This window comes from Dyella sp., from assembly GCF_036746095.1.
Classification (GTDB): Bacteria; Pseudomonadota; Gammaproteobacteria; order Xanthomonadales; family Rhodanobacteraceae; genus Dyella_B.
Genome location: NZ_DAIOEU010000010.1, coordinates 73011 through 94579, shown reverse-complemented (window position 1 = coordinate 94579; position 21569 = coordinate 73011). Strand labels below are relative to the sequence as shown.

At 63.7% G+C, this 21569-nt stretch carries 18 protein-coding genes; 11 read left to right on the top strand and 7 right to left on the bottom strand.

The window, feature by feature from the left end:
- Window positions 1–63 precede the first annotated feature (63 nt).
- Complete coding sequence (locus V7M64_RS07020; RefSeq protein ID WP_333678075.1) at window positions 64–351, top strand: glutaredoxin family protein; 288 nt, start codon at window positions 64–66, stop codon at window positions 349–351.
- Between the two features lie 11 nt (window positions 352–362).
- On the opposite strand, the gene V7M64_RS07015 is transcribed toward V7M64_RS07020, so the two are convergent.
- The 3 genes from V7M64_RS07015 to V7M64_RS07005 are packed head-to-tail and all read right to left on the bottom strand — an operon-like array spanning window position 363 to window position 2109.
- Window positions 363–920 carry a YceI family protein gene (locus V7M64_RS07015; protein ID WP_333678074.1) on the bottom strand — a complete coding sequence of 186 codons (558 nt, stop codon included), beginning with the start codon at window positions 918–920 and terminating at the stop codon, window positions 363–365.
- On the bottom strand, window positions 917–1498 hold the full coding sequence (locus V7M64_RS07010; RefSeq protein WP_333678073.1) for a cytochrome b: 582 nt from the start codon (window positions 1496–1498) through the stop codon (window positions 917–919). Before V7M64_RS07010 ends, V7M64_RS07015 begins: the two co-directional genes overlap by 4 nt.
- Window positions 1495–2109 (bottom strand): YceI family protein, encoded by a 615-nt coding sequence (locus V7M64_RS07005; protein ID WP_333678072.1) that lies wholly within the window; start codon window positions 2107–2109, stop codon window positions 1495–1497. The genes V7M64_RS07010 and V7M64_RS07005 overlap by 4 nt, the downstream gene beginning before the upstream one ends.
- Window positions 2110–2277: 168 nt before the next feature.
- Here V7M64_RS07005 and V7M64_RS07000 point away from each other — a divergent pair, with 168 nt between their 5' ends.
- Complete coding sequence (locus V7M64_RS07000; RefSeq protein ID WP_333678071.1) at window positions 2278–5883, top strand: ATP-binding protein; 3606 nt, start codon at window positions 2278–2280, stop codon at window positions 5881–5883.
- Between the two features lie 99 nt (window positions 5884–5982).
- Here V7M64_RS07000 and V7M64_RS06995 read toward each other — a convergent pair whose 3' ends face one another.
- Both V7M64_RS06995 and V7M64_RS06990 read right to left on the bottom strand, forming a co-directional pair.
- Window positions 5983–6405, bottom strand: a complete 423-nt coding sequence (locus V7M64_RS06995) for a DNA polymerase III subunit chi (protein WP_333678070.1) — start codon at window positions 6403–6405, stop codon at window positions 5983–5985.
- A gap of 60 nt (window positions 6406–6465) precedes the next feature.
- Entirely contained in the window at window positions 6466–7959 is a 1494-nt protein-coding gene (locus V7M64_RS06990) for a leucyl aminopeptidase (protein ID WP_333678069.1), read from the bottom strand.
- Between the two features lie 97 nt (window positions 7960–8056).
- On the opposite strand from V7M64_RS06990, the gene lptF reads away from it, so the two are divergent.
- The 4 genes from lptF (at window position 8057) to ltaE (ending at window position 11967) form a co-directional block, all read left to right on the top strand.
- A complete protein-coding gene (lptF, locus tag V7M64_RS06985) occupies window positions 8057–9160 on the top strand; it encodes an LPS export ABC transporter permease LptF (protein ID WP_333678067.1) in 1104 nt (367 codons plus the stop codon).
- 177 nt (window positions 9161–9337) lie between these two features.
- Entirely contained in the window at window positions 9338–10444 is a 1107-nt protein-coding gene (lptG, locus tag V7M64_RS06980; RefSeq protein ID WP_333678065.1) for an LPS export ABC transporter permease LptG, read from the top strand.
- Entirely contained in the window at window positions 10437–10901 is a 465-nt protein-coding gene (locus V7M64_RS06975; protein WP_333678063.1) for a putative toxin-antitoxin system toxin component, PIN family, read from the top strand. Before lptG ends, V7M64_RS06975 begins: the two co-directional genes overlap by 8 nt.
- Before the next feature lie 52 nt (window positions 10902–10953).
- Complete coding sequence (gene ltaE, locus V7M64_RS06970) at window positions 10954–11967, top strand: low-specificity L-threonine aldolase (RefSeq protein WP_333678061.1); 1014 nt, start codon at window positions 10954–10956, stop codon at window positions 11965–11967.
- A 51-nt stretch (window positions 11968–12018) separates the two neighbouring features.
- Here the strand turns inward: ltaE and phaZ are convergent, their stop codons facing one another.
- Window positions 12019–13290 (bottom strand): polyhydroxyalkanoate depolymerase, encoded by a 1272-nt coding sequence (phaZ, locus tag V7M64_RS06965; protein WP_333678059.1) that lies wholly within the window; start codon window positions 13288–13290, stop codon window positions 12019–12021.
- Window positions 13291–13423: 133 nt separating this feature from the next.
- Window positions 13424–13924, bottom strand: a complete 501-nt coding sequence (locus V7M64_RS06960) for an RDD family protein (protein ID WP_333678057.1) — start codon at window positions 13922–13924, stop codon at window positions 13424–13426.
- Window positions 13925–14003: 79 nt separating this feature from the next.
- Here V7M64_RS06960 and xerD point away from each other — a divergent pair, with 79 nt between their 5' ends.
- From xerD to V7M64_RS06935, 5 genes are all read left to right on the top strand, one after another.
- On the top strand, window positions 14004–14927 hold the full coding sequence (xerD, locus tag V7M64_RS06955) for a site-specific tyrosine recombinase XerD (RefSeq protein WP_333678056.1): 924 nt from the start codon (window positions 14004–14006) through the stop codon (window positions 14925–14927).
- Window positions 14928–15092: 165 nt separating this feature from the next.
- Window positions 15093–15875, top strand: a complete 783-nt coding sequence (locus V7M64_RS06950; protein WP_333678055.1) for a thioredoxin fold domain-containing protein — start codon at window positions 15093–15095, stop codon at window positions 15873–15875.
- Between the two features lie 60 nt (window positions 15876–15935).
- Window positions 15936–16802 (top strand): DNA ligase, encoded by an 867-nt coding sequence (locus V7M64_RS06945; RefSeq protein ID WP_333678054.1) that lies wholly within the window; start codon window positions 15936–15938, stop codon window positions 16800–16802.
- 115 nt (window positions 16803–16917) lie between these two features.
- Window positions 16918–20778: a phosphoribosylformylglycinamidine synthase gene (gene purL / locus V7M64_RS06940; protein WP_333678053.1), complete on the top strand. Its 3861-nt coding sequence runs from the start codon at window positions 16918–16920 to the stop codon at window positions 20776–20778.
- Window positions 20736–21524, top strand: coding sequence for a hypothetical protein (locus tag V7M64_RS06935; protein WP_333678051.1), 789 nt, complete (start codon window positions 20736–20738; stop codon window positions 21522–21524). Before purL ends, V7M64_RS06935 begins: the two co-directional genes overlap by 43 nt.
- Window positions 21525–21569 lie beyond the last annotated feature (45 nt).

The following is a 21569-nucleotide window of genomic DNA, read 5'->3' as shown; positions in this document are numbered from 1 at the left end:
GAGAGGGGATGAACCGGCTATTCTACGCGGGCGTTTCCACCGGGGCATTCTGCAAGCGCACGTATGGTCGATTTCGTGCTCTATCAACGCGATTACTGCCATTTGTGCGACCTCGCACTGGCCGTCTTGGCCGAGGCGCGCGTGCCGGATTTCGACAGCGTGTGGGTGGACGACAGCGAAGATCTGGAAAGCCGCTACGGTACGCGTGTGCCGGTGTTGCGCGACCTGCGCGATGGGCGCGAGTTGGATTGGCCGTTCGATGCGGCGGCACTGACAAATTGGATGGCCGCCACCCAAGACCCGCACGGTCGTCATTCCCCCTTTCGCGGCAATGACGACCGTAGGGAATAACGCCGGGCTCGTTACTTGGCGCTCAGCACCAGATGCGCCATCACCTTCACGTCCGGCCCGATCACCGACGTATCCGCGTACTGTCCGCCGCCCACGCCGAAGTCCAGCCGCTTCACCGTGCCGGTGACATCCAGCGTGGCGCCGTTGCCTTTTTGCGGTTTGAATGCCACGTTCAAGCTCACCGGCTTGGTGACTCCGCGCAGCGTCAACATGCCATCGGCAATGACCTGGCTGCCTTGCTGGTGAAATGCCGTGGTGACGAAGTGCGCTTGCGGATATTTCGCGACGTTGAAGAAATCCGCTCCGGGCAGCGCACCGTCACGGTCCTTGTCGCCGGTCTTGACGGTAGCAAGGTCGACCGTCACATCGAATTTCGACGAGGCCAGCTTCGTCGCGTCATAGCTGATGGCGGCCGTCCATTTGGTGAAATGGCCATCGAAGTTGCTGCCCTGGAAATTGCTGGTGAAACCCAGCGTGCTGCCGGGTTGCACGTTGTAGTCGGCAGCATTGGCGATGCATGGCATGGCCAGGGCGAGCAGCACGGCAATGGAAGAAGTGCGGATGTTCATGTGAGTCCTCCTGAAGTGGTCTTGCCTTGGCGCACGCGTGCGAACGGCAGCATGCGCCGCAATACGTTGTCCTGTTCGAAGAAATGATGTTTCAATGCCGCGCCGACGTGTCCCACCAGCACCAGCAGCAGCAGGTAAAACAGCCATTCGTGCACTTCGCCGGCGAGCTGCGAAAGATCGTCGTTCTTCGCCGCCAGCGCCGGCAGGTTGAACAGCTTGAACCATTGCAGCGGATAACCGTGCAATGAATTGAACAGCCACCCGCTCAACGGCATGGCCAGAATGAATCCGTACAGCACGGCGTGCGTGGCATGCGCCATGACGCGCTGCCAACGCGGCATGGGTTCGTCCGGCGGCGCGCCGTCATACAAGCGCCACGCCAGGCGCAGCGCGAACAGCGCCAGCACCGTCAGGCCGATCGATTTGTGCAGCGCGTAGATGTTGATCTTGTTTATCGACGGCGCCATGCCGGTCATCAGCAAGCCCCATATGCCGTTGCCGAGGATGCCCAGGGCGACGATCCAATGGAAAAGCTTGGCCACCGAACCCCACTGATGACCATTGCTGCGCAAACTCATGGATGCACCTTGTTGTTGCTGGAACTGTCGCGTATGCCTTCCAGTTCCAGCCAGACCGCGACGCCGCGGCCGATGGCACGGGGAAAGCCGTTGATGCCGAACGTCGTGCGATCGAGCGCGGCGGTGGCGGAAAAACCAGCCACGGTGTGCAAGCCGTAGATCGTCTTGCCGATGCGGTTGACGCGAAACGGGAGGTCGACCGGCTGGCTCACGCCGTGCAGGGTGAGCGTGCCGTGCAGCACGCCGTGCGTATCGTCCTTGCGTTCCACCGCGGTGCTGACGAAGTGCGCGCTCGGGTACGTCTTGCAATCGAGCAGCGAGGCTTTGCACACCGCTTCGTTCCAGGCTGCATCGCCCATGTCTACATCGCGCATGTCGATATCCAGCTCGGTACTGGATTTGGACCAGTCATCAGGGTCAAAGCGCAGCGTGCCCTGGGCGATATGCAGTCGCCCGAGCGGGCGCGAGAACCCATCGTGGTCGATGCTGAAGATGATCTGGCTGTGCACTGTGTCGTAGCGGTAGCTATCGGGGGCCGCGTGGGCGGGCTGCACCGACATGCAGCCGAAACATGACGCGAGCAGCAGCAGGGCGAGCCGTAGGCGGTTCATTCCGGAAGTCTGGCGGAAACGTTATGGCTCCGCCAGCGCAGAGACAGAAACGGATTGTTGCGTTGCCATGAACAGCAGGTGCGGCAGTCAGACGGATTTGGCATGATTTCCCCTTGCGAGGCGCATGGGTAGGGTGACTGCTTCGCCGACGTGCCTGAGGGTCGATAAGTGTCGGTTGTCATGTTGGGGCTGGCTTTACTGCTGGGTGCGTCGGCGTCCGGCAGTGCGGCAGCGGCATCTGCGACGAGTGCGCCGGCTCAGCCGACGGCCATCCACACGTCCGACGTCGCCCCGCTGCCCACGCCACAGTTCCGCCGCTACGGCACGCAGGATGGGCTGCCGAGCAGCGTCGTCTACACCGTGGTGCAGGATCACGACGGCGCCATGTGGTTCGGCACCAAGGGCGGCCTTGCCCGCTTCGACGGCGTGCGCTTCCAGGTGTTCCGGCACATCGAGAACGATCCGGACTCGCTTTACAACAACGAGATCTCGACCCTGCTGGTCGACCAGCAAGGCAGGCTCTGGGCTGGCAGCCTGGACGCCAGCCTGAACCGGTATGACGCCGCCACGGGCAAGTTCACGCACTGGGGGCACGATCCGGGCAATCCGCAAAGCCTGACCAGCGACCAGGTGTGGTCGATCGCGCAAACGCCGGACGGCGCGATCTGGGTGGGCACGGCCGACGGCCTGGACCGCATGCTGCCCGATGGCCAGGGTTTCGAACACATCACCAATCCCTTGCTTGGTCTGTATCCCAGCGATTTCGGGACGGTAGCGACGTTGTACGTCGACCCCAAGGGGCGACTATGGGTGGGATCCGATCGCGGTGTATTTCGCCGCGAAGCCGATGGTGGCTTCGTGCGCATCAAGCCTGCCGATCCCAGCCAGTCGATGGATGCCTGGCGCATCAATGGCAGCGGCAACGAAGTACGGATCGCCACCGGGCGAGGGCTGCTGATAGTCGGCCCGGACGACGTGGCGCACCTGTTCGGCGAATCGACGATTCCGCACCGGACCAACGTGATGACCAGCACGCGCGACAAGGCCGGTCATCTGTGGATCGGCACGCAGCGCGGCATGTATCTGCAGATGCGCCCGGATGCGCCGATCATTCCATTGGTCGACCAGCCGTTGCTGCATGGCGACCTGCCGGGCACCTGGATCTGGCAAACGCGGGTCGATCGTGAAGGCGGCCTGTGGGCGACGACCTTCGAGGGCGGTGTTGCCTATCTCGCGCCGGACTGGAACCGCTTCAGCCGCTTCACGCACATTCCCGACGATCCCGACAGCCTGCGCGATTCGATGGCCACCAGCATGGCGCGCGGTCGCGATGGCCGGCACGTATGGGTGGGCGAACGCGATGGCCGCGTGGATCGGCTGGACCCTGTCACCGGCAAGGTCGAGCACATTCTCGACGGTCTCGGCGGGGACGTGGTCGGCATGACCGAAGACTTTCGCCAGCGCTTGTGGATCGTTTCGCAGGGCGCGCTGTATCGCTACGACTACGTACACGACCGGCTCGACCAGGTCGATCCCCAAGGCGCGATGCTTGATCATCCGCTCGAGGTAGAGCCGGGCCTGGACGGCAGGATGTACGCCCGCACGTTCGGCCACGGCATTTTCCGCATCGACCCGGAGACGCTGGCGGTGTCTGCGGTGGAGATGGACAAGCCGAACGAGAAGGTGATGTGGGGCAGCCAGATGACGCTCTACAAGGGCACGTTCTGGTACGCCAGCGACGGCGGTTTGATGTGGTTCGATCATGCGCGCGACCGTTTCGTGATGGTGCCGGGCATACCGGTCGGCAAGGCCGTCGACGCGTTCGATTTCGATCGCACCGGTCTATGGGTGGCCACCGAGGATGGCCTGTCGCATTACCACCTTGCCGGACAGCGCATGGTGCTGGACAAGAGCGTGGATGCCGAGCACGGCTGGCCGTCATTGCGTGCCGTGGACATGGATGTCGACTGCCTGGGACGGGAGTGGATTTTCAGCATCGAAGGACTGTGGCGCTACGATCCCGCACGAGGCACCTTCTACCACGTGGGTTTGCAGAACGGCCTGGCGAACGGCGAATTCGATCGCGGCTACGCACTGCTACCCAACGGCTATCTCTATGCCGCGACGAACGGCGGTGTAGTCGGGTTCGATCCTGACAAAGTGGACCCGCCGCTGGTGCCGCCGGCCTTGTCGGTGACCGAGATTACCGTGGAGCACGAGGGCGCGATCCGTCATTTGCCGTTGAACGCGCAACCGATTCGTGTGAGTTGGCGCGACAGCCAATTGCATATACAGGCCACGTTGTTCTCCTACATCAACCCGTCGGCCAATCAGTACCGCTTCCGTCTCAATGGTTTCGACAGCGATTGGGTGGATCGCGGCAATCATGGCGAGCGTGAATTCACCGGCCTTGGCAGCGGCGATTACACCCTCGACATCATGGCGCGCAGTTCAGAAGGCGAATGGGTGCAGCTGTCCGCTCCCTTGCACATCATCGTGCAGGCGCCGCCGTGGCTGCGCTGGTGGGCGTGGCTGCTTTACGTGTGTGTGACGGCAGGCTTGGGGTTGCTGGTGATGTTCGCCTGGCGCCGCCGCTTGGCGCATCGTCGACGCATTCTGTTTGCCGAGCAACGGCACCAGATTGCCGAACAGGCGAGTGCGGCGAAGAGCCGTTTTCTCGCTACGCTCAGCCATGAAATCCGCACGCCGATGACGGGCATGATGGGCATGGCCGAGCTGTTGTTGGCGACACCCCTGAACAATACGCAGCGCGAATACGCCGAATCCATGCAGCGCGCGAGCAACCTGCTGCTCAAGCTGCTGAACGATGCGCTGGACCTGGCGCGCATCGAAGCCGGCAAGCTGGTGCTGGATCCAACGCCATTCGAGCTGCGCCCCGTCTTGCAGGATGTGGTGCACCTGCAAAAAGGCGCTGCACAGGCCAAGCGCCTGACGCTTGAGCTGCACGTCGATGAAAACGTGCCCGCGTTACTGATCGGCGATGCGCTGCGCATTCGCCAGGTGCTGTTCAACCTGGTCAACAACGCGGTGAAATTCACCGAGCGCGGCGGCGTTCGCATCGATGTCCGTTGGTCGGACGGTTCTTTGTCATTGGACGTGAGCGATACCGGCCCCGGCATTTCCCAAACCAGCCGTGTGCGCCTGTTCAGCCGCTTCGAACAGGACGAAGGCCCGCAGCGCAGCATCGGCAGCGGCCTGGGCCTGGCCATCTGCAACGAACTGGTCGGGCTGATGGGCGGCCGCATGACGCTGGACTCCACGCTCGGCGAAGGCAGTACCTTCCACGTACATCTGCCCTTGGACGTCGCGCCGGCAACCGCGCACGACGAATCGGAGCGCAGTCATCAGCGCGTGTTGAATGTCCTGCTGGTGGAAGGCGATGCCACTATCGCCGACACCATTCGCGCCATGCTCGAACATCAAGGGCATCGCGTGCGGCATGCCAATCATGGTTTGAATGCCTTGGCGGAATTGGCGGTGGAAGCCTGCGATGTGATGCTGCTGGAACTGGATTTGCCCGGCATCGACGGTTTTCAGGTGGCGCAGTTGATTCGCCGCGGCGATGTCGGCGGTGAGCAGGTGCCGATCGTTGCGCTGCTGGTACGCGGCGACAAGGAAGAAATGACGCGCGGGCGACAGGTGGGCATCGATGCGTTCCTGCACAAGCCGTTGAACGGCACCCTGCTGGCGTCGGCGTTGCAGGAGGCAATGATGGCGCGGGCGGCGGCGTCGAAAGATATAAAAATGGCTTAGGCTGGTCTGATCTATTCCACGTACCCGTCGCCACGCGGTATGCGTGCCTCGGTTTGCATCGTCAGCGAAGGCATACCGATGTATGCCGAGACGGCCGGATTACATGTCGTGTTTATTCACCTCGAAACCCAGCCGCTGGTATTCGCGCCAGCGTAGACGCGAGCCTTCGCGTTCTTCCGGGTTTGCCGCCACCACTTCGAGCACGCGTTCGCCATAGCTCTGCGGGCATTGCTCGCGCAGGTTGATGATCAATGGGCGCGCCGATGTGTCGACACCGGGCGGAGCGATCAGTACGGCGGTGTTGCCGTCGTCATCATCGCCGGCGAGTTGATGCGGGATGTAGGTGTCGTCGTCGAACGACCACAGCAATTCGTCCAGGGCTTCTGCCTGTTCGAAGTCACGCGTGAGGATGAGCGTTGGCTGTTGCGCGGCGAAGGCTTTGCGTGCCAGTTCGCATACAAGCAATAGCGGCTGCTCGCTGAAGCGCGGCTTGGCGATGAGGTAGAAGTCGGCGCGGGGCATCGTCGTCAGTGGCGAAGGGGAGGGAACAGAAGCCCTTGCGCTGCTGTTCCCGGATTTTGGTCAGCCGGCGCGGTCGATCAGCCACTGTGCCAGCAGCGACACCGGGCGACCGGTGGCCAGGCCCTTGCGGCCTTCGTCCCACGCGGTGCCGGCGATATCCAGATGCGCCCAGCGCTGGCCTTCGGTGAAGCGCGACAGGAAGCAGCCGGCAGTAATGGCACCTGCGTTCTTGCCGCCGATGTTGGCCACGTCGGCGAAGCCGGAATCGAGTTGCGCCTGGTAGTCGTCCCACAGCGGCAGGCGCCATGCGCGATCGAGCGACAGCTCGCCTGCACGCAGCAGTTCTTCGGCCAGGTCGTCGTGCTTGCTCATCAGGCCGCTGGCGTGCTTGCCCAGTGCGATCACGCACGCGCCGGTCAGCGTGGCGGCGTCGATCAGCACCTTGGGCTGGAACGTCTGCGCGGCATAGGTGAGCGCGTCGCAAAGGATCAGGCGGCCTTCGGCATCGGTGTTGAGCACTTCGATGGTGAGGCCGGAGAGGCTGGTGAGCACGTCGCTGGGGCGATAGCTGTCGCCGTCGGGCATGTTCTCCACTGCCGGCACGACACAGACGAGGTTGATCTTCAGGCCCAGCTTCACGGCCGAGACGAACGCGCCGAGCACGCCGGCGGCGCCGCCCATGTCGAACTTCATTTCTTCCATGCCCGGGCCGGGCTTCAGGCTGATGCCGCCGGTGTCGAAGGTGATGCCCTTGCCGACCAGTGCATAGGGTTTTTCGTCCGCCGCGCCGCCCTTGTATTCGAGTATCACCAGCTTCGGTTTGTTGGCGGAGCCGCGGCCGACGGCCAGCAACGAGCCGAAGCCGAGGCGTTGCATGTCTTCGTGATCGAGTATCTTGCAGCCGACCTCGTTGGCCGCATGCGCCTCGGCGAATTTCGTCGCTTGTTCGGCGATGTAGGCCGGGTTGCAGATGTTGGGCGGCAGGTTGGCAAGCTCGCGTGCAAAGCGCACGCCTTCGGCCATGGCGATGGCTTGATCGAGGCCCGTTTGTGCGTGCGCGTCGGCGACGAAGCCGAGGCTGCGCAATTCCGGCTGGCCGGTTTTCTCGCGCGGCTTGAAGGTGGCGGTGTAGCGGTAGGCGGCGTAATCGGCGGCCAGCGCGGCGGTGCGAACGCGCCATGCGGCGTCGTGGCCCGGCACGTCGGCTTCGGCGAGGAAGGACACGGCACCGTCGATCGGCAGGCGCGTAAGCGCACGGGCCGCTTCCAGGTTCACCTTCTGGAAACGCGCGGCGTCGAAGCCTTTCTGTCCGCCCAGGCCGATGACCAGTACGCGCTTGGCCTGCACGCCTGGCGGTGCGAACAGCAGGATGCTGCTGCCAGCCTTGCCGTTGATGTCGCCGCTTTCCACCTGGCGCTTGATCGCGCCGTCGGCTGCACTGTCAACGCGCGCCGCGGCGCTGGTCAGCAATCCGTTTTCATAGACGCCGACCACCACGCACGGGGTCTCGACGGTTTCGGGAGCGGCGGAGACTAGGCTGAATTGAAGCGTCATCGTCATTTCCTGCGGGAAGACCGGCACGCACCGAACCGGCTAGACTACGGGTTTGCCTGCCAGGACCGGCCAGGCACGGAACTCATAATTCTATCGCATGCTGAGCATCCTAGACCGGTATTTCCTGCGCGAGCTGGGCACGACCATCGGCGCGACCGTCATCGTGCTGCTGGTGATCATGGCCGGCACCACGTTCGCGCACGTGCTTGAGCAAGTGGCCAAGGGCAGCTTTCCGGCCAGCGTGATGTTCCAGGTGCTGGGGTTGAACATGATCGACACCCTGTCCAGCATGCTGCCGCTGGCGGGCTTCCTGGGTGTGCTGCAAAGCTTCGGGCGCATGTACCGCGAAAGCGAGATGCACGTGCTTGCCTCCTCGGGCATGGGCATGGGCGGCTTGCTGCGGCCGATGGCGATCGTGGCGGTGGTCATGCTCGTGCTGGTCAGCGCGGTGTCGATGTGGCTGGGGCCGTGGTCGGCGCGCACCTCCGACAGCCTGGTCGCGGCGGCGAACCGTTCCATCATCGCCGCAGGCCTCGACGCCGGCCGCTTTACCGAACTGCCGGGCAAGGGCGGCATCATCCTGGTCGATACGCTGAGCCGCGATGGCCAGAAGCTCGGTCGCACCTTCATCGCCGCCGAGCGCACCAACAAGGACGGCAGCCGGGTGATGAAAATGGCCACCGGCCAGCACGGCAACCTCTATTCCAACAGCGACAGCAGCAACCGCTATCTGGCGTTGAATGACGGCTGGCAATACGAAATTCCGCTGGGCGCGGACAACTGGCGCCGCATGCAATACGAGCGCAACGACAACGCACTCTCGTCCATTCAATCGGATGACGAAGCCGATCCCATCCACAACCTCGGCATGATCGACCTGATGCACAACACCACGCCCGATGCGCGCGCCGAATTCGCGTGGCGTACGGTGGTGCCGCTGATGACGCTGGCGTTGCTAATGCTGGCGATGCCGCTGTCGAAACAGACGCCGCGCGAACCGCGCTACGGGCGCATGCTGATCGCCGTGCTTGGCTTCTTTCTTTACTACAACCTGCTTGCCTTGTGCCGCGGTCAGCTCGCCAAGGGGCACTGGCACCACGCCACGCCGATGTGGCTGCTCAGCCTTGGATTGTTTGCGCTTGCCGCCTGGAATTTTCGCCATCAATACACCGCGCGCGCGCCGCGCAAGGCGAGGGGCTGATGAGTAGCCTGCATTTCTCACCTCCACCCTACTGCGGCCGCCGATCCACTCGCGCTGAGGCGTGCTGCTCCCTTTCGGTGAGCTTGACGTACTGCCGAGTACGCCTGCACTCACCGAAAGGAATCATCGCGCCTCAGCACGATGGCTCGGCGCCATCGCTATGGAGGGAGGCAAGAAATGCAGGCTAGCTTGCGCGTCAAGCGCGTCGATTGGCTGATCGGCATCACCGTGTTCGGTTCTCTGCTGATGGTGTGGCTGATCCTGGTGGGCCTGGACGCGATGATCCAGTTCGTGCGCCAGCTCGGGTTCATCGGCCGCAACGGTTACACGCTCAGCAATGCCATTTTCTACATCGTGGTGACGATTCCGCGCCGCATGTACGAGATGTTCGGCTTTGCGGCGCTGATCGGTGGCCTGATGGGGCTCGGCGGCCTGGCTTCCACCGGCGAACTGACGGCTTTGCGTGCTGCAGGCATGTCGCGCTTGCGTATTGCGGTGTCGGCGGTCGGCGTGGTGGCGGTGCTGGTGGCGGGCGTGGTCGTCATGGGTGAAACCGTCGGCCCATGGGGCGACCAGCAGGCGCAGGCCCTGCAGTTGCGACTGCGTTCCGGTGGCAACCTCGGGCTTACCAGCAGCGGCCTGTGGGCGCGCGACGGCGACCGCATCATCAACGCGAAGAGCAGCGGCTTGCGTAATGCAGGCGATCACGCTTACGTGCAGCTCAGCGATGTACGTGTGTTCACGCTGACGCCCGATGGGCGGCAACTGAGCCGCTTCGATGAGGCCAGCACGGCCGAGCAGGTCGGCAAGCAATGGGTGCTCGACCATGTGCGCACCACCACGGTGGACGACAAAGGCGTGCACAGCAGTACCTCCGCCAGCGAACACTGGGATTCGCGCCTCGATCCGGAAGTGCTGCAGCAATCGCTGGTGCAACCGCAATACCTGGCGATGCGCGAGTTGCAGCACATCATCACCTACAAGCGCAAGAACGGCGAAAACACCAGGCCTTACGAAACGCCGTTCTGGGGCCGCGTGATGTACCCGATCAACGTCCTGGTGCTGGTGTTGTGCACCATGCCGTTCGCATTCGGCGCGCTGCGCTCGGGCGGCCTGGGCAAGCGCATTTTCATGGGCATGATCATCGCCATCAGCTGGTACTTCGTGCAGAAGGCCATTGTAAGTTTCGGCACCGTGTATGGCGTTCCGCCGCTCGCGGCGAATATCTTGCCAGCGGCCTTGATGGTGTTCATCGCCTGGTTCTATTTCCGCAAAAATGCGTAGCGGCACACCGCTACGCTTCGTGCTGGATACCAACGTTTGCCTTGACCTATTCGTGTTCGGCGATCCGCAGTGCGCATCGCTGTTTACGGCCGTGCATGCGGGTGAGGTCGAACTGGTTACGCGCGACGATTGCCGTGACGAATGGCTGGCGGTGCTGGCTTATCCGCAGTTGAAGCTCGGTGAGGAGCGCCGCATGCAGGTCGCCGAAATGTTCGATGCGCATGTACGGCTTTTGACATTGTCTGTAGGCAGTGTGGGCTTGCCGCGCTGCCGCGATCGCGACGATCAGAAATTTCTGGAACTGGCGCATCAGGCAGGCGCTGCCGCATTGCTTACGCGTGATGACGAGCTGTTGCGCCTTGCAAGGCGTGCTAAGCGTGATGGCTTGTTTGCCATCCTGCGGCCGAACGCATGGAAGGAAGCCGTGCAGGTTGGGTTACCTATGGCAGCTTGCTGATCGCTTCCGCACGCGGCAAAGTCATGCCTTCCCATCCATCATCGAGAGCACCATGGACTGGATCGACCTGCGCAGCGACACCGTTACCAAGCCGACGCGCGCGATGCGCGAAGCCATGCTCGATGTCGACGTCGGGGACGACGTCTATGGCGAAGACCCCACCGTCAATGCACTGCAGCAGCGCCTTGCCGGCGATCTGGGTTTCGAAGCGGGATTGTTCGTACCCTCGGGCACGCAGTCGAACCTGCTGGCCTTGATGTCGCATTGCGAGCGCGGCGACGAATACATCGTCGGCGCCGATGCGCACACTTACAAATTCGAAGGCGGTGGCGCGGCGGTGCTGGGCTCGATCCAGCCACAACCGATTCCGCACGATGCCGATGGCACGTTGCCTTTGGACAAAGTGAAGGCCGCGATCAAGCCGGTCGATCCACACTTCGCACGCACACGCCTGTTGGCATTGGAAAACACCTGGCATGGCCGTGTGTTGCCGCTCGACTACCTGCGCGCCGCGCGTGAATTCACGCATGAGCGCGGTCTCGCTTTGCACCTGGACGGCGCGCGGCTCTACAACGCGGCTGTGGCCGGTGGCGTGCCGGCGCAAGCCATCGCGCGGCACTTCGACAGCGTGTCGGTGTGTTTGTCGAAAGGATTGGGCGCGCCGGTCGGCTCGGTACTGGTCGGCTCCGCCGCGTTGATCGAGAAGGCGCGGCGCTGGCGCAAGGTCGCCGGTGGCGGTTGGCGCCAGGCCGGCTTGCTGGCCGCCGCGTGCTCGTACGCGCTGGACCACCACGTGGCACGCCTGGCGGACGACCATGCACGTGCCGTGCATATGGCCAATGGCCTGGGCGACATAGCCGGCATCAAGCTGCTTGGCCAGCACACCAACATGGTGTTTATCGACGTGCCTGCCGAGCGTCTGCGCGAACTCGACGCGCATCTGCGTGCCGCGTCGATACGCATCAGCATTGGTTATTTGCCGACCCTGCGCCTGGTGACGCACCTGGATATCGATGATGCAGCGGTGGAACGCACCATCGATGCGTTCAAGACATTCTTCGCGTAATCCCCACGGCCGTCATTCCCGCTTTCGCGGAAATGACGGCCGTGGGGTGCGTCAGGCGCGCTTGGTGGATACCAAGGCCAATTCCGAGCGGCGGATAAAGTCGCGAATCTGCGGATAAACCATCTCGCGCCAGCGCCGGCCGCTGAAGATGCCGTAATGCCCGGCGCCTTCCACCACGCGATGCGCGCGGCGCGAAGCAGGGATGCCGGTGCACAGGTCATGCGCCGCTTCGGTCTGGCCGATACCGGAAATATCGTCCAGTTCGCCCTCGATGGTGAGCAAGCTGGTGCGCTTGATCGCACTTGGGGCGACGCGTTCGCCATTCACTTCCCATAGCCCGCGCGGCAGCAGGAATTGCTGGAACACCGTGCTGATGGTGTCCAGGTAATACTCGGCCGGCATGTCGAGCACGGCGTTGTATTCGTCGTAGAACTTGCGGTGTGCCTGGGCGTCGTCCAGATCGCCACGCAACAGATTGAGATAGAAATCCCAGTGCGAGCTGAGGTGGCGGCCCGGATTCATCGCCACGAAGCCGGCATGCTGCAGGAAGCCCGGATACACCTCGCGGCCGTGACCGGGATAGTTGGTCGGCACGGTATGAATCACGTTGCCACGGAACCAGCTGAGCGGCTGTTGCATGGCCAGGTTGTTGACGCTGGTCGGGCTGCGGCGCGGATCGATCGGGCCGCCCATCATCGTCATGCTGCGCGGCGTGGCTTCGCCGCGTGCGGCCATCAGCGAAATCGCCGCCAGCACCGGCACGGTCGGCTGGCATACCGAGATCACGTGCAGCGATTCGGCGCCGATATGGCGGATGAAGTTCTCGATCGTCGCGACGTAGTCGTCGAGCTGGAACGCGCCGGCCGAGGCGGGAATCATGCGCGCATCGATCCAGTCGGTGATGTACACCTTATGGTCCTGCAGCAGCGTGCGCACGGTGTCGCGCAGCAGCGTCGCGTGGTGACCAGACAGGGGAGCCACCACCAGCACGACCGGTTCGGATTTCATCTTCTCGATGGTTTCCGGATCGTCACTGAAGCGCTTGAAGCGGCGCAGCTGGCAGAACGGGGTTTCCAGATCGATGCGCTCGATGATCGCGATCTGGTTGCCCTGCGGGTTGGTGATGCTGTGGATGTCGAAGGACGGCTTTTCGTAATCCTTGCCCAGGCGATGGACCAGCTCGTAACCCGCCGCCATGCGCTGCGCGCCCGGCATCTGCGCCAAGGGGCTGCTGGGATCGGTAAGCATGCGGGCGCTGGCTTCAGCGTAGTGGCTCAAAGGGCCGAGGAAGGCGCGTTGCCATTCGTGGAGCTGGTAAAGCATGGGCGGGAACCGGCGACTAAAGTCATATGATAGCCGTTTATGCCGCGCATTGTTGCATTGCGACAGGCTGCTGCCGCCTTGCATATCAACAGGTTACGAATTGGCGTGTCTCAGGTGGCCAGCGACGGCGAGGTCAGGCAACTCGCCGCAGTTCGCAGCCAGCCACCAGGTCATGCACGGTTCGGTGACGACGATCGAGCAAGGCCGCGGCAAACCATACGCCCCATGCGGCAGCCATGGCCCAAAGCGCCGACCGCAGCCCCCACGCAGGGGCGAGCCACAGCAGCAGCAAAGGCAAAGCGGCGATGAGTAGCCGAACCAGCGCCTGCCGCAACGTCAGGCGTGCGCCGTCGCTGGTTGCGATACGGATACGCCATGGCCGCATGCCCAGCGTCTGGCCGCCACGCAACCATGACACCAGGAAATACGCCGCCACCATCAAACCTTGCAGCGGTTGATACCACCAGGCGATATGCACGTGTGCGCCGGCGGTGATCAGTTGTCCACGCGTGGCGAACTGGCAGACCAGGCCGACTGTCGCCACGATGGCGAGTACCGCGAACAAGTCGTAGAACAAGGCGAACAGGCGCCGCCACAAAGGGCAATACGGATCGGTCGTGGTCGCTTGCGTCATCGGTTCGCCATCAACTCAGCCATGTGATTGCGCAGCGTCACGCTTGCACTGCGCAGGCGTAACGCCGAGCATCGTGCGCATGAAACAGAACGCTAGTAAAGAGCCAGCCGCCATTGCCGAGGCGGACGAGCTGGAAATTGCCGCCTTCCTTGAGCGTGTATGGTCCGAAGATGGCCTGGCCGAACGCACGCTGCAGGCCTATCGCCAGGACTTGGAAGCGCTGTCGCGCTGGCTCTCGACCCGTGGCCGCATCTTGCGCACGGCGCGGCGCGAAGACCTCTCGGCGTTTCACGGTTCGCAGCCGGTGGCGGTGCGTTCGATGGCGCGGCGCCAATCGGCGTTCCGGCGCTTCTACGCCTCGATGGCGCGCAACGAACCCGGTTTTGAAGATCCCACGCTGCTGATCGAGCGCCCCAAGATGCCGCGCAGCCTGCCCAAGGCATTGGCCGAGCGCGAAGTGGAAGGCCTGCTGCATGCGCCCGACGTAGCGACCACGCTAGGCCTGCGTGATCGCGCCATGCTGGAGTTGATGTACGCCTCCGGCTTGCGTGTTTCCGAGCTGGTGGAATTGCCACTGGCCGCACTGAATACCCGCCAGGGCGTGCTGCGCGTGACCGGCAAGGGCGGCAAGGACCGGCTGGTGCCGGTAGGCGAGGTGGCGCTGGAATTTGTCCTGTCGTATCTCGCGCAGGCGCGTCCGGTGCTCGCCAAAGGGCGGCAGCCGGCGGCATTGTTCCTGAGCAAGCGCGGCGAAGGCATGACGCGTCAAATGTTCTGGACCCTGGTCAAGCGCCACGCCATTGCCGTGGGTATCAACGGCAAGCGCATTTCTCCGCACGTGTTGCGACATTCGTTCGCGACGCATTTGCTGAATCACGGCGCGGACCTGCGGGCATTGCAAATGCTGCTGGGCCATAGCGCGCTGAGCACGACGCAAATTTATACGCTGGTGGCGAAGGAAGGGTTGAAGCGCCTGCATGCGCAGCACCATCCGCGCGGTTGATGCGAGTGCGATGACAGAATGTGCTGGAGATTCAAACCGGCATCATTCAGGCGGCGTAGCATGGCGGCAAACGGGACAGTCATATCGGTACTTCCCTACAACGGGCTATCGCAGTCGGTATGCGATACTCGACGCCTTTCACGTAGCCGCTCGGTAAGAGGTTATATGTCCAAGAAGTTCTGGCAGATGCTTTGCGCGAGCGTGCTGGCGATGCAGGCAGGCACGGCATTGGCCGGTGCCACGGTTTCGACGCCACCGGCGGCGAACACGCCCGAGGCCGTGGTGCGGCAGGCATTGCTCAAGCTCGTGCCCAAGGCGCAGATCGATCAGGTCGCGCCGTCGCCATTGCCGGGTTTCTACCAGGTGATCGCCTCCGGGCATCTGGTGTACGTCAGTAGCGACGGCAAGTACCTGATCAACGGCGACGTCATCGACACCAGCAAGGGCAGCAGCCTCACCGACGATGCCTGGGCCGCGTATCGCAAGACGCAACTGGCCAAGGTGCCGGTGTCCGATCGCATCGTGTTCGCACCGCCCAATCCCAAGTACACCGTTACGGTGTTTACGGATGTGACCTGTCCGTACTGCCGCGTGCTGCACGAGCAGATCAAGGACTTCAACAAGGAAGGCATCGCCGTGCAATACCTGGCATGGCCGCGCTCGGGTGTGACCGGCGACGACGGCAAGCCTACCAAGACGTACAAGGAGATGGTGTCGATCTGGTGCGCGGCCGATCGCAACGATGCCTTCACGCAAGCCAAGAAAGGGCAGGATCCGAAACCCGCCGATTGCAAGAATCCGGTCAAGGATCAATTCGATCTCGGCCTGCGCCTCGGCGTCACCGGCACGCCGGCCGTGTATGCCGAGGATGGCACCCTGATCGGCGGTTATCTGTCGCCGCAGGACATGCTGAAGGCGGTGCAGGAACATTCCGCCAAAGGTGGTTGATCGAGGTGGATTCATCGGCGCACGCCGCAGCAACGGCGAGGTCGTTTACAGGGAAGTGTCATGCGCATAGCGAAGCGTCTGGCAGGCCGGTGGTGCGGCTTGCCGTTGTGGCTAGGGTTGAGCCTGGTTGCGCCGGCCTACGCGGCGACGCTTGCGTCGTCGCCGGTGATGCTGGCCAACGTCTATCACGCCGGCATCACGCTCGGCGATTACTGGATCAGCGAGAAGTACGACGGCGTGCGCGGCTATTGGGATGGCGAAACCTTGCGCACGCGCAGCGGCGCCATCATTCCCGCGCCCGCGTGGTTTACCTCGCGCTGGCCGAAGACGCCAATGGATGGTGAGTTATGGGCAGGACGCGGCCGATTCGAGCAGGCTTCGTCGACCATTCGCCAACAGCCTGCCGATGACGATGCATGGCGCCGGATGCGCTACATGGTGTTCGACCTGCCCGGGCATGCGGGCACGTTCGATCAGCGTATTCCCGTGCTGCACAAGCTCGTGGCACAGATCGACCATCCGTGGGTGCAGGCCGTCACGCAGTTCAAGATTGCCGACGCCGCCGAGTTGCAACACAAACTCGACCAGGTGGTGCAGGGCGGCGGTGAAGGCCTGGTATTGCATCGGGGCGCCTCGCTGTACCGCGCCGGCCGCAGCGACGACCTGCTGAAACTCAAACCCTTCGATGACGCCGAGGCCCGCGTGGTCGGCATCGTGCCCGGCAAGGGCAAATACGCAGGCATGATGGGTTCGCTGATGATGGAACTGCCGGACGGTACGCGTTTTCGCATCGGCACCGGCTTCAGCGACGAGCAGCGCCAAAATCCGCCACCCGTGGGCACCATGGTCACGTTCCGGTATCAGGGCATGACGGCTGCCGGCAAGCCACGGTTTGCACGCTTCATGCGGGTACGGGAAGAGCCCTGACCCTGTATGGCGCGCAAGCCGGGATGAAATCCGACCCTTGCCGCGGCTCTGCCCAGGGAACGCCCCCGCTCAGGTACAATACGCGGCTTCCACCGCTTAGCGCCTTTTCCCCGCAATGATCGCACTCGACGGGCAGAGCGCCCTCTCGCCGTTTCGTCTGGACCGTCTCAACGCCCGCCTGGATGCCCTGCATCGTGGCACCCGCGTGCAGGCCTGCTGGTTCGTCTACTTCATCGATGCCGCCGCCGAGCCCGAGGGCGAGCAGCGCAAGCGCCTCTTGGAGGCGCTGGAAGCGAAGGACAGCAAGCCCGAGCCGGCTTCGCTGTGGATCGTGCCGCGGCTGGGCACGATTTCCCCATGGTCGAGCAAGGCCACCGACATCCTGCATGACTGCGGCTTCGACGTGCGCCGTGTCGAGCGCGGCATCGCCCACCAGGTAAGCGGCCTGCCGGCGCTCGAGGATGCGAGTTACCGCGAGCTGCTGGCGGTACTGCACGATGCGATGACGCAATCGGTGCTCACTCGCCTGGAGCAGGCGCAGGGCCTGTTCCTGGCCGGCCAGCCGGGCGATCTGGTGCACATCGCGCTGGGCGCCGATCCGCGCGCGGCGTTGGCTCGCGCCAATACCGACCTGGGCCTCGCGTTGGCCGACGACGAGATCGAATACCTCGCCGCGCGCTACGCCGAACTCGGCCGCGATCCGACCGACGCCGAACTTTTCATGTTCGCGCAGGCCAACTCCGAGCATTGCCGCCACAAAGTGTTCAACGCCAGTTGGACGCTGGACGGCGAGGCGCAGGAGAAAAGCCTGTTCGGGATGATCAAGAACACGCACCAGCATTCGCCGGCCTACACGCTTTCGGCCTACAAGGACAACGCCGCCGTGGTCGAAGGCCACGCCGGCAAGCGTTTCGTGTGCGGCGACGATGGCGTGTGGCGCGCCAACGAAGAACGCATCGAATACGCGATCAAGGTGGAAACGCACAATCATCCCACCGCGATCGCACCGTGGCCGGGCGCGGCCACCGGCGCCGGCGGCGAGATCCGCGACGAAGGCGCCACCGGCCGTGGCGCCAAGCCGAAAGCGGGCCTCACCGGTTTCTCCGTCTCCGACCTGCGCATTCCCGGCACGCCGATGCCGTGGGAACTCGAACGCCCATTGCCGCCACGCATGGCCAGCGCGTTCGAAATCATGCGCGATGGCCCGCTCGGCGCCGCGGCGTTCAACAACGAATTCGGCCGCCCGTGCCTCGGCGGCTACTTCCGCACCTACGAGCACGAAACCGGTGAAGCCGGCGTGCGGCGCGGCTACGACAAGCCGATCATGATCGCCGGCGGTATCGCCAACATCCGCAACGACCACGTGCAGAAGCGCGAGCTGCAGCCGGGCCATGCGGTGATCGTGCTGGGCGGTCCGGCCATGCTGATCGGCCTGGGCGGTGGTGCCGCGTCGTCGATGGCGTCCGGTGCATCCAGCGCGGAACTCGACTTCGCTTCCGTGCAGCGCGACAACGCCGAAATGGAGCGTCGTTGCCAGCAAGTGATCGACAGCTGCTGGTCGCTGGGCGAACGCAATCCCATCGTCAGCATTCATGACGTCGGCGCGGGCGGCTTGTCCAACGCTATTCCTGAATTGCTCAACGATGCGGGCGTGGGCGGCGAGATCGATCTGTCGAAAGTGCCGTGCGACGATCCTTCGCTGTCGCCGATGCAGGTATGGAGCAACGAATCGCAAGAGCGCTACGTGCTGGCGATCGCGCAGGAACACTTGCCGCAGTTCGAAGCGTTCTGCGTACGCGAGCGTTGTCCGTATGCCGTGGTCGGCACGGCCACCGAAGAGCGCGTGCTGCGCGTGACCGACCCGCGTCGCCAGCTGAAAGTGATCGATCTGCCGATGGACGTGCTGTTCGGCAAGGCGCCGCGGATGCATCGCGATACCCGGCACATCAAGCCGCGCATCGACCTGGTGCCGGATCTCAGCGGCATCGGCATGGACGAAGCGCTGATGCGCGTGCTGCGCCTGCCGACGGTGGGCAGCAAGAGCTTCCTGATCACCATCGGCGATCGCACCGTGGGCGGCTTGTGCTCGCGCGATCCAATGGTTGGCCCGTGGCAGGTGCCGGTGGCCGATTGCGCGGTCACGCTGCTGGATTTCGAAGGCTACCAGGGCGAAGCGATGGCGATGGCCGAGCGCGCGCCGGTAGCGCTGCTCAACAGCGCGGGCGCGGCGCGCCTGGCGGTGGGCGAGGCGATCACCAATCTCGCTGCGGCGCCGATCGATCAGTTGAACGAAGTGCGCCTTTCCGCCAACTGGATGGCCGCCGTGAACCATCCCGGCGAAGACGCGGCCTTGTTCGATGCGGTGAAAGCCGTGGGCATGGAGTTGTGCCCTGAACTGGATATCTCCATTCCGGTCGGCAAGGATTCGCTCTCGATGCAGACCGTGTGGAAGGACGGCGATACGCCGCAACGCACGGTGGCGCCAGTGTCGCTGGTGATCACCGGTTTCGCGCGCGTCAGCGACGTTCGCCGCACGCTCACGCCGCAGCTGCGCCTGGATCGTGGCGAGTCGGACCTGTGGCTGATCGACCTTGGCGCAGGCCGCGACCGTCTCGGCGGTTCCGCGCTTACGCAAGTGTTCAATCGCGGCGGCGGCGTACCACCGGACCTGGATGACGCCAAGCGCCTGAAAGCGCTGTTCGACCTGGTGCAGGAAGCCAACCGCGCAGGCATGCTGCTGGCCTATCACGACCGTTCCGACGGCGGCGTCATCGTGACGCTGCTGGAAATGGCCTTCGCGGGCCGTTGCGGCCTTGAAATCATCCTGGATGGCTGGGCCGAAGCCACGCTGCGTTCGCTGTTCAACGAAGAACTCGGCGCGGTGATGCAAGTGGCGGCGGCCAATCGCGAAGCGTTCGAGTCGCTGCTGATCAAGCATGGCGTGGCCGGCATGAGCAATCGCATCGGCCGTCCAAAGGAAAAACTTGGCATCAAGCTGTTCCTCAACAAGGACACGTTGTTCAAGTGGAACTGGACGCAGCTGTTCAAGGCATGGAACGAAACCAGCTACGCGATGCAGCGCCTGCGCGACAACCCGGCGAATGCGGATGCCGAACTGGAATGGCGCATCGACGACGCCGATGCCGGCATCAGCCCGAAGCTGACCTTTGATCCGGCCCAGGACATCGCCGCGCCGTACATCGGCAAAGCAGCGCGTCCGCGCGTGGCGGTCCTGCGCGAGCAAGGTGTCAATGGCCAGGTCGAAATGGCCGCGGCATTCACGCGTGCCGGTTTCGACGCGGTCGATGTGCACATGTCCGATCTCGCCAGCGGTCGCATCAAGCTTGGCGATTTCCGTGGCTTTGCCGCGTGCGGCGGCTTTTCCTATGGCGACGTGCTTGGGGCGGGACGTGGCTGGGCGGCGTCGATTCTCTACAACGAGATGCTGCGCGCCGAATTCAGCGCGTTCTTTGCCGACGCCGGCAAGTTCGCGCTGGGCGTGTGCAACGGCTGCCAGATGCTGGGCCAGCTCAAAGACATCATTCCCGATGCGCAGCACTGGCCGAAGTTCCTGCGCAACGCCTCCGAACAATACGAAGCGCGCCTGGCCACGCTCGAAGTACTGGATTCGCCCAGCATCTTCTTCAAGGGCATGCATGGCTCACGCATTCCGGTGGTGGTGGCGCACGGCGAAGGCCGCGTGGCGTTCCCGGCCTCCTGCAGTCCGTCCAAGTCCGGCAGTGCGGTGCGTTTCGTCGACAACCGCGGCAAGCCCACCGAACACTATCCGCTCAATCCCAACGGCTCGCCGGGTGGCCTGGCGGGCTTCACCGCGGCGGATGGGCGCGTGACGATCCTGATGCCGCATCCGGAACGTGTGTTCCGCAGCGTGCAGATGAGCTGGCATCCGGATAACTGGGGCGAGGATTCGCCGTGGATGCGCATGTTCCGCAACGCCAGGGTGTGGTGCGGCTGACGTTTGCCGCACCGGGACACCGATGGCCGCCCTGGTTGCTGGCCATCGCCTGGGCAGTGTTGCTTGGCGTGATGCCGTGGTGGGCCGGCCTGCCGTTGCTGCTGGGGTTGGCCACCATCCAGGTCATTCGGTTGCCGCGCTTGCAGCGCTATCACTACGCGCTGCGGCGTAGCTTGCGTTGGGGCCTTGCCGGCTTGCTGTTCGCCACCTATCGCGCATTCGACCACCATGGCCTCGGCCTTACCCTGACCGCGCTGGCGGCATTGGCAGGATTTTCGCTGCTGGTGCTGCTCGAATCCTGGCAGGATCACAAACCTCGGCGCAGCGTCGCTGGCGCGGTTGCCTCGCCCGACTGGAACGAATTGGCGCTGGCGCCGATCGGTCCCGCCCATACGCTGATCGAATTGCAGGTGCCATGCTGGATCGCGCTGGATGGTACGTCGCGAAAGCTTCCCGCCGATATAAACATGTTGGATGAACATAATTGCCGCATCGGCGCACACACGCAGGTCGGTCCGGTCGAGCCACAGGTTTCCATCGCCCCCGGCGAGCGCTGGCTCGCGTGGTCGATGACAGCCGGGCGCGGCGTGCTGCTGTACGATCGCGTCCACGACAGGTCGTATCGCTTGCGTGGCTGGCGACTGTATGGATGGCATGCCGGCGAGGCGTGGCTGAGCCGCGATGAGGACCAGCCGCCGTTGGCGCTGTCGCACGTGCTGGGACAGGATGTGATCGACAGGTCCTAGCAGCACCGTCGCAGGCAGGGCCAGTGCAGCATCACCGATGACGTT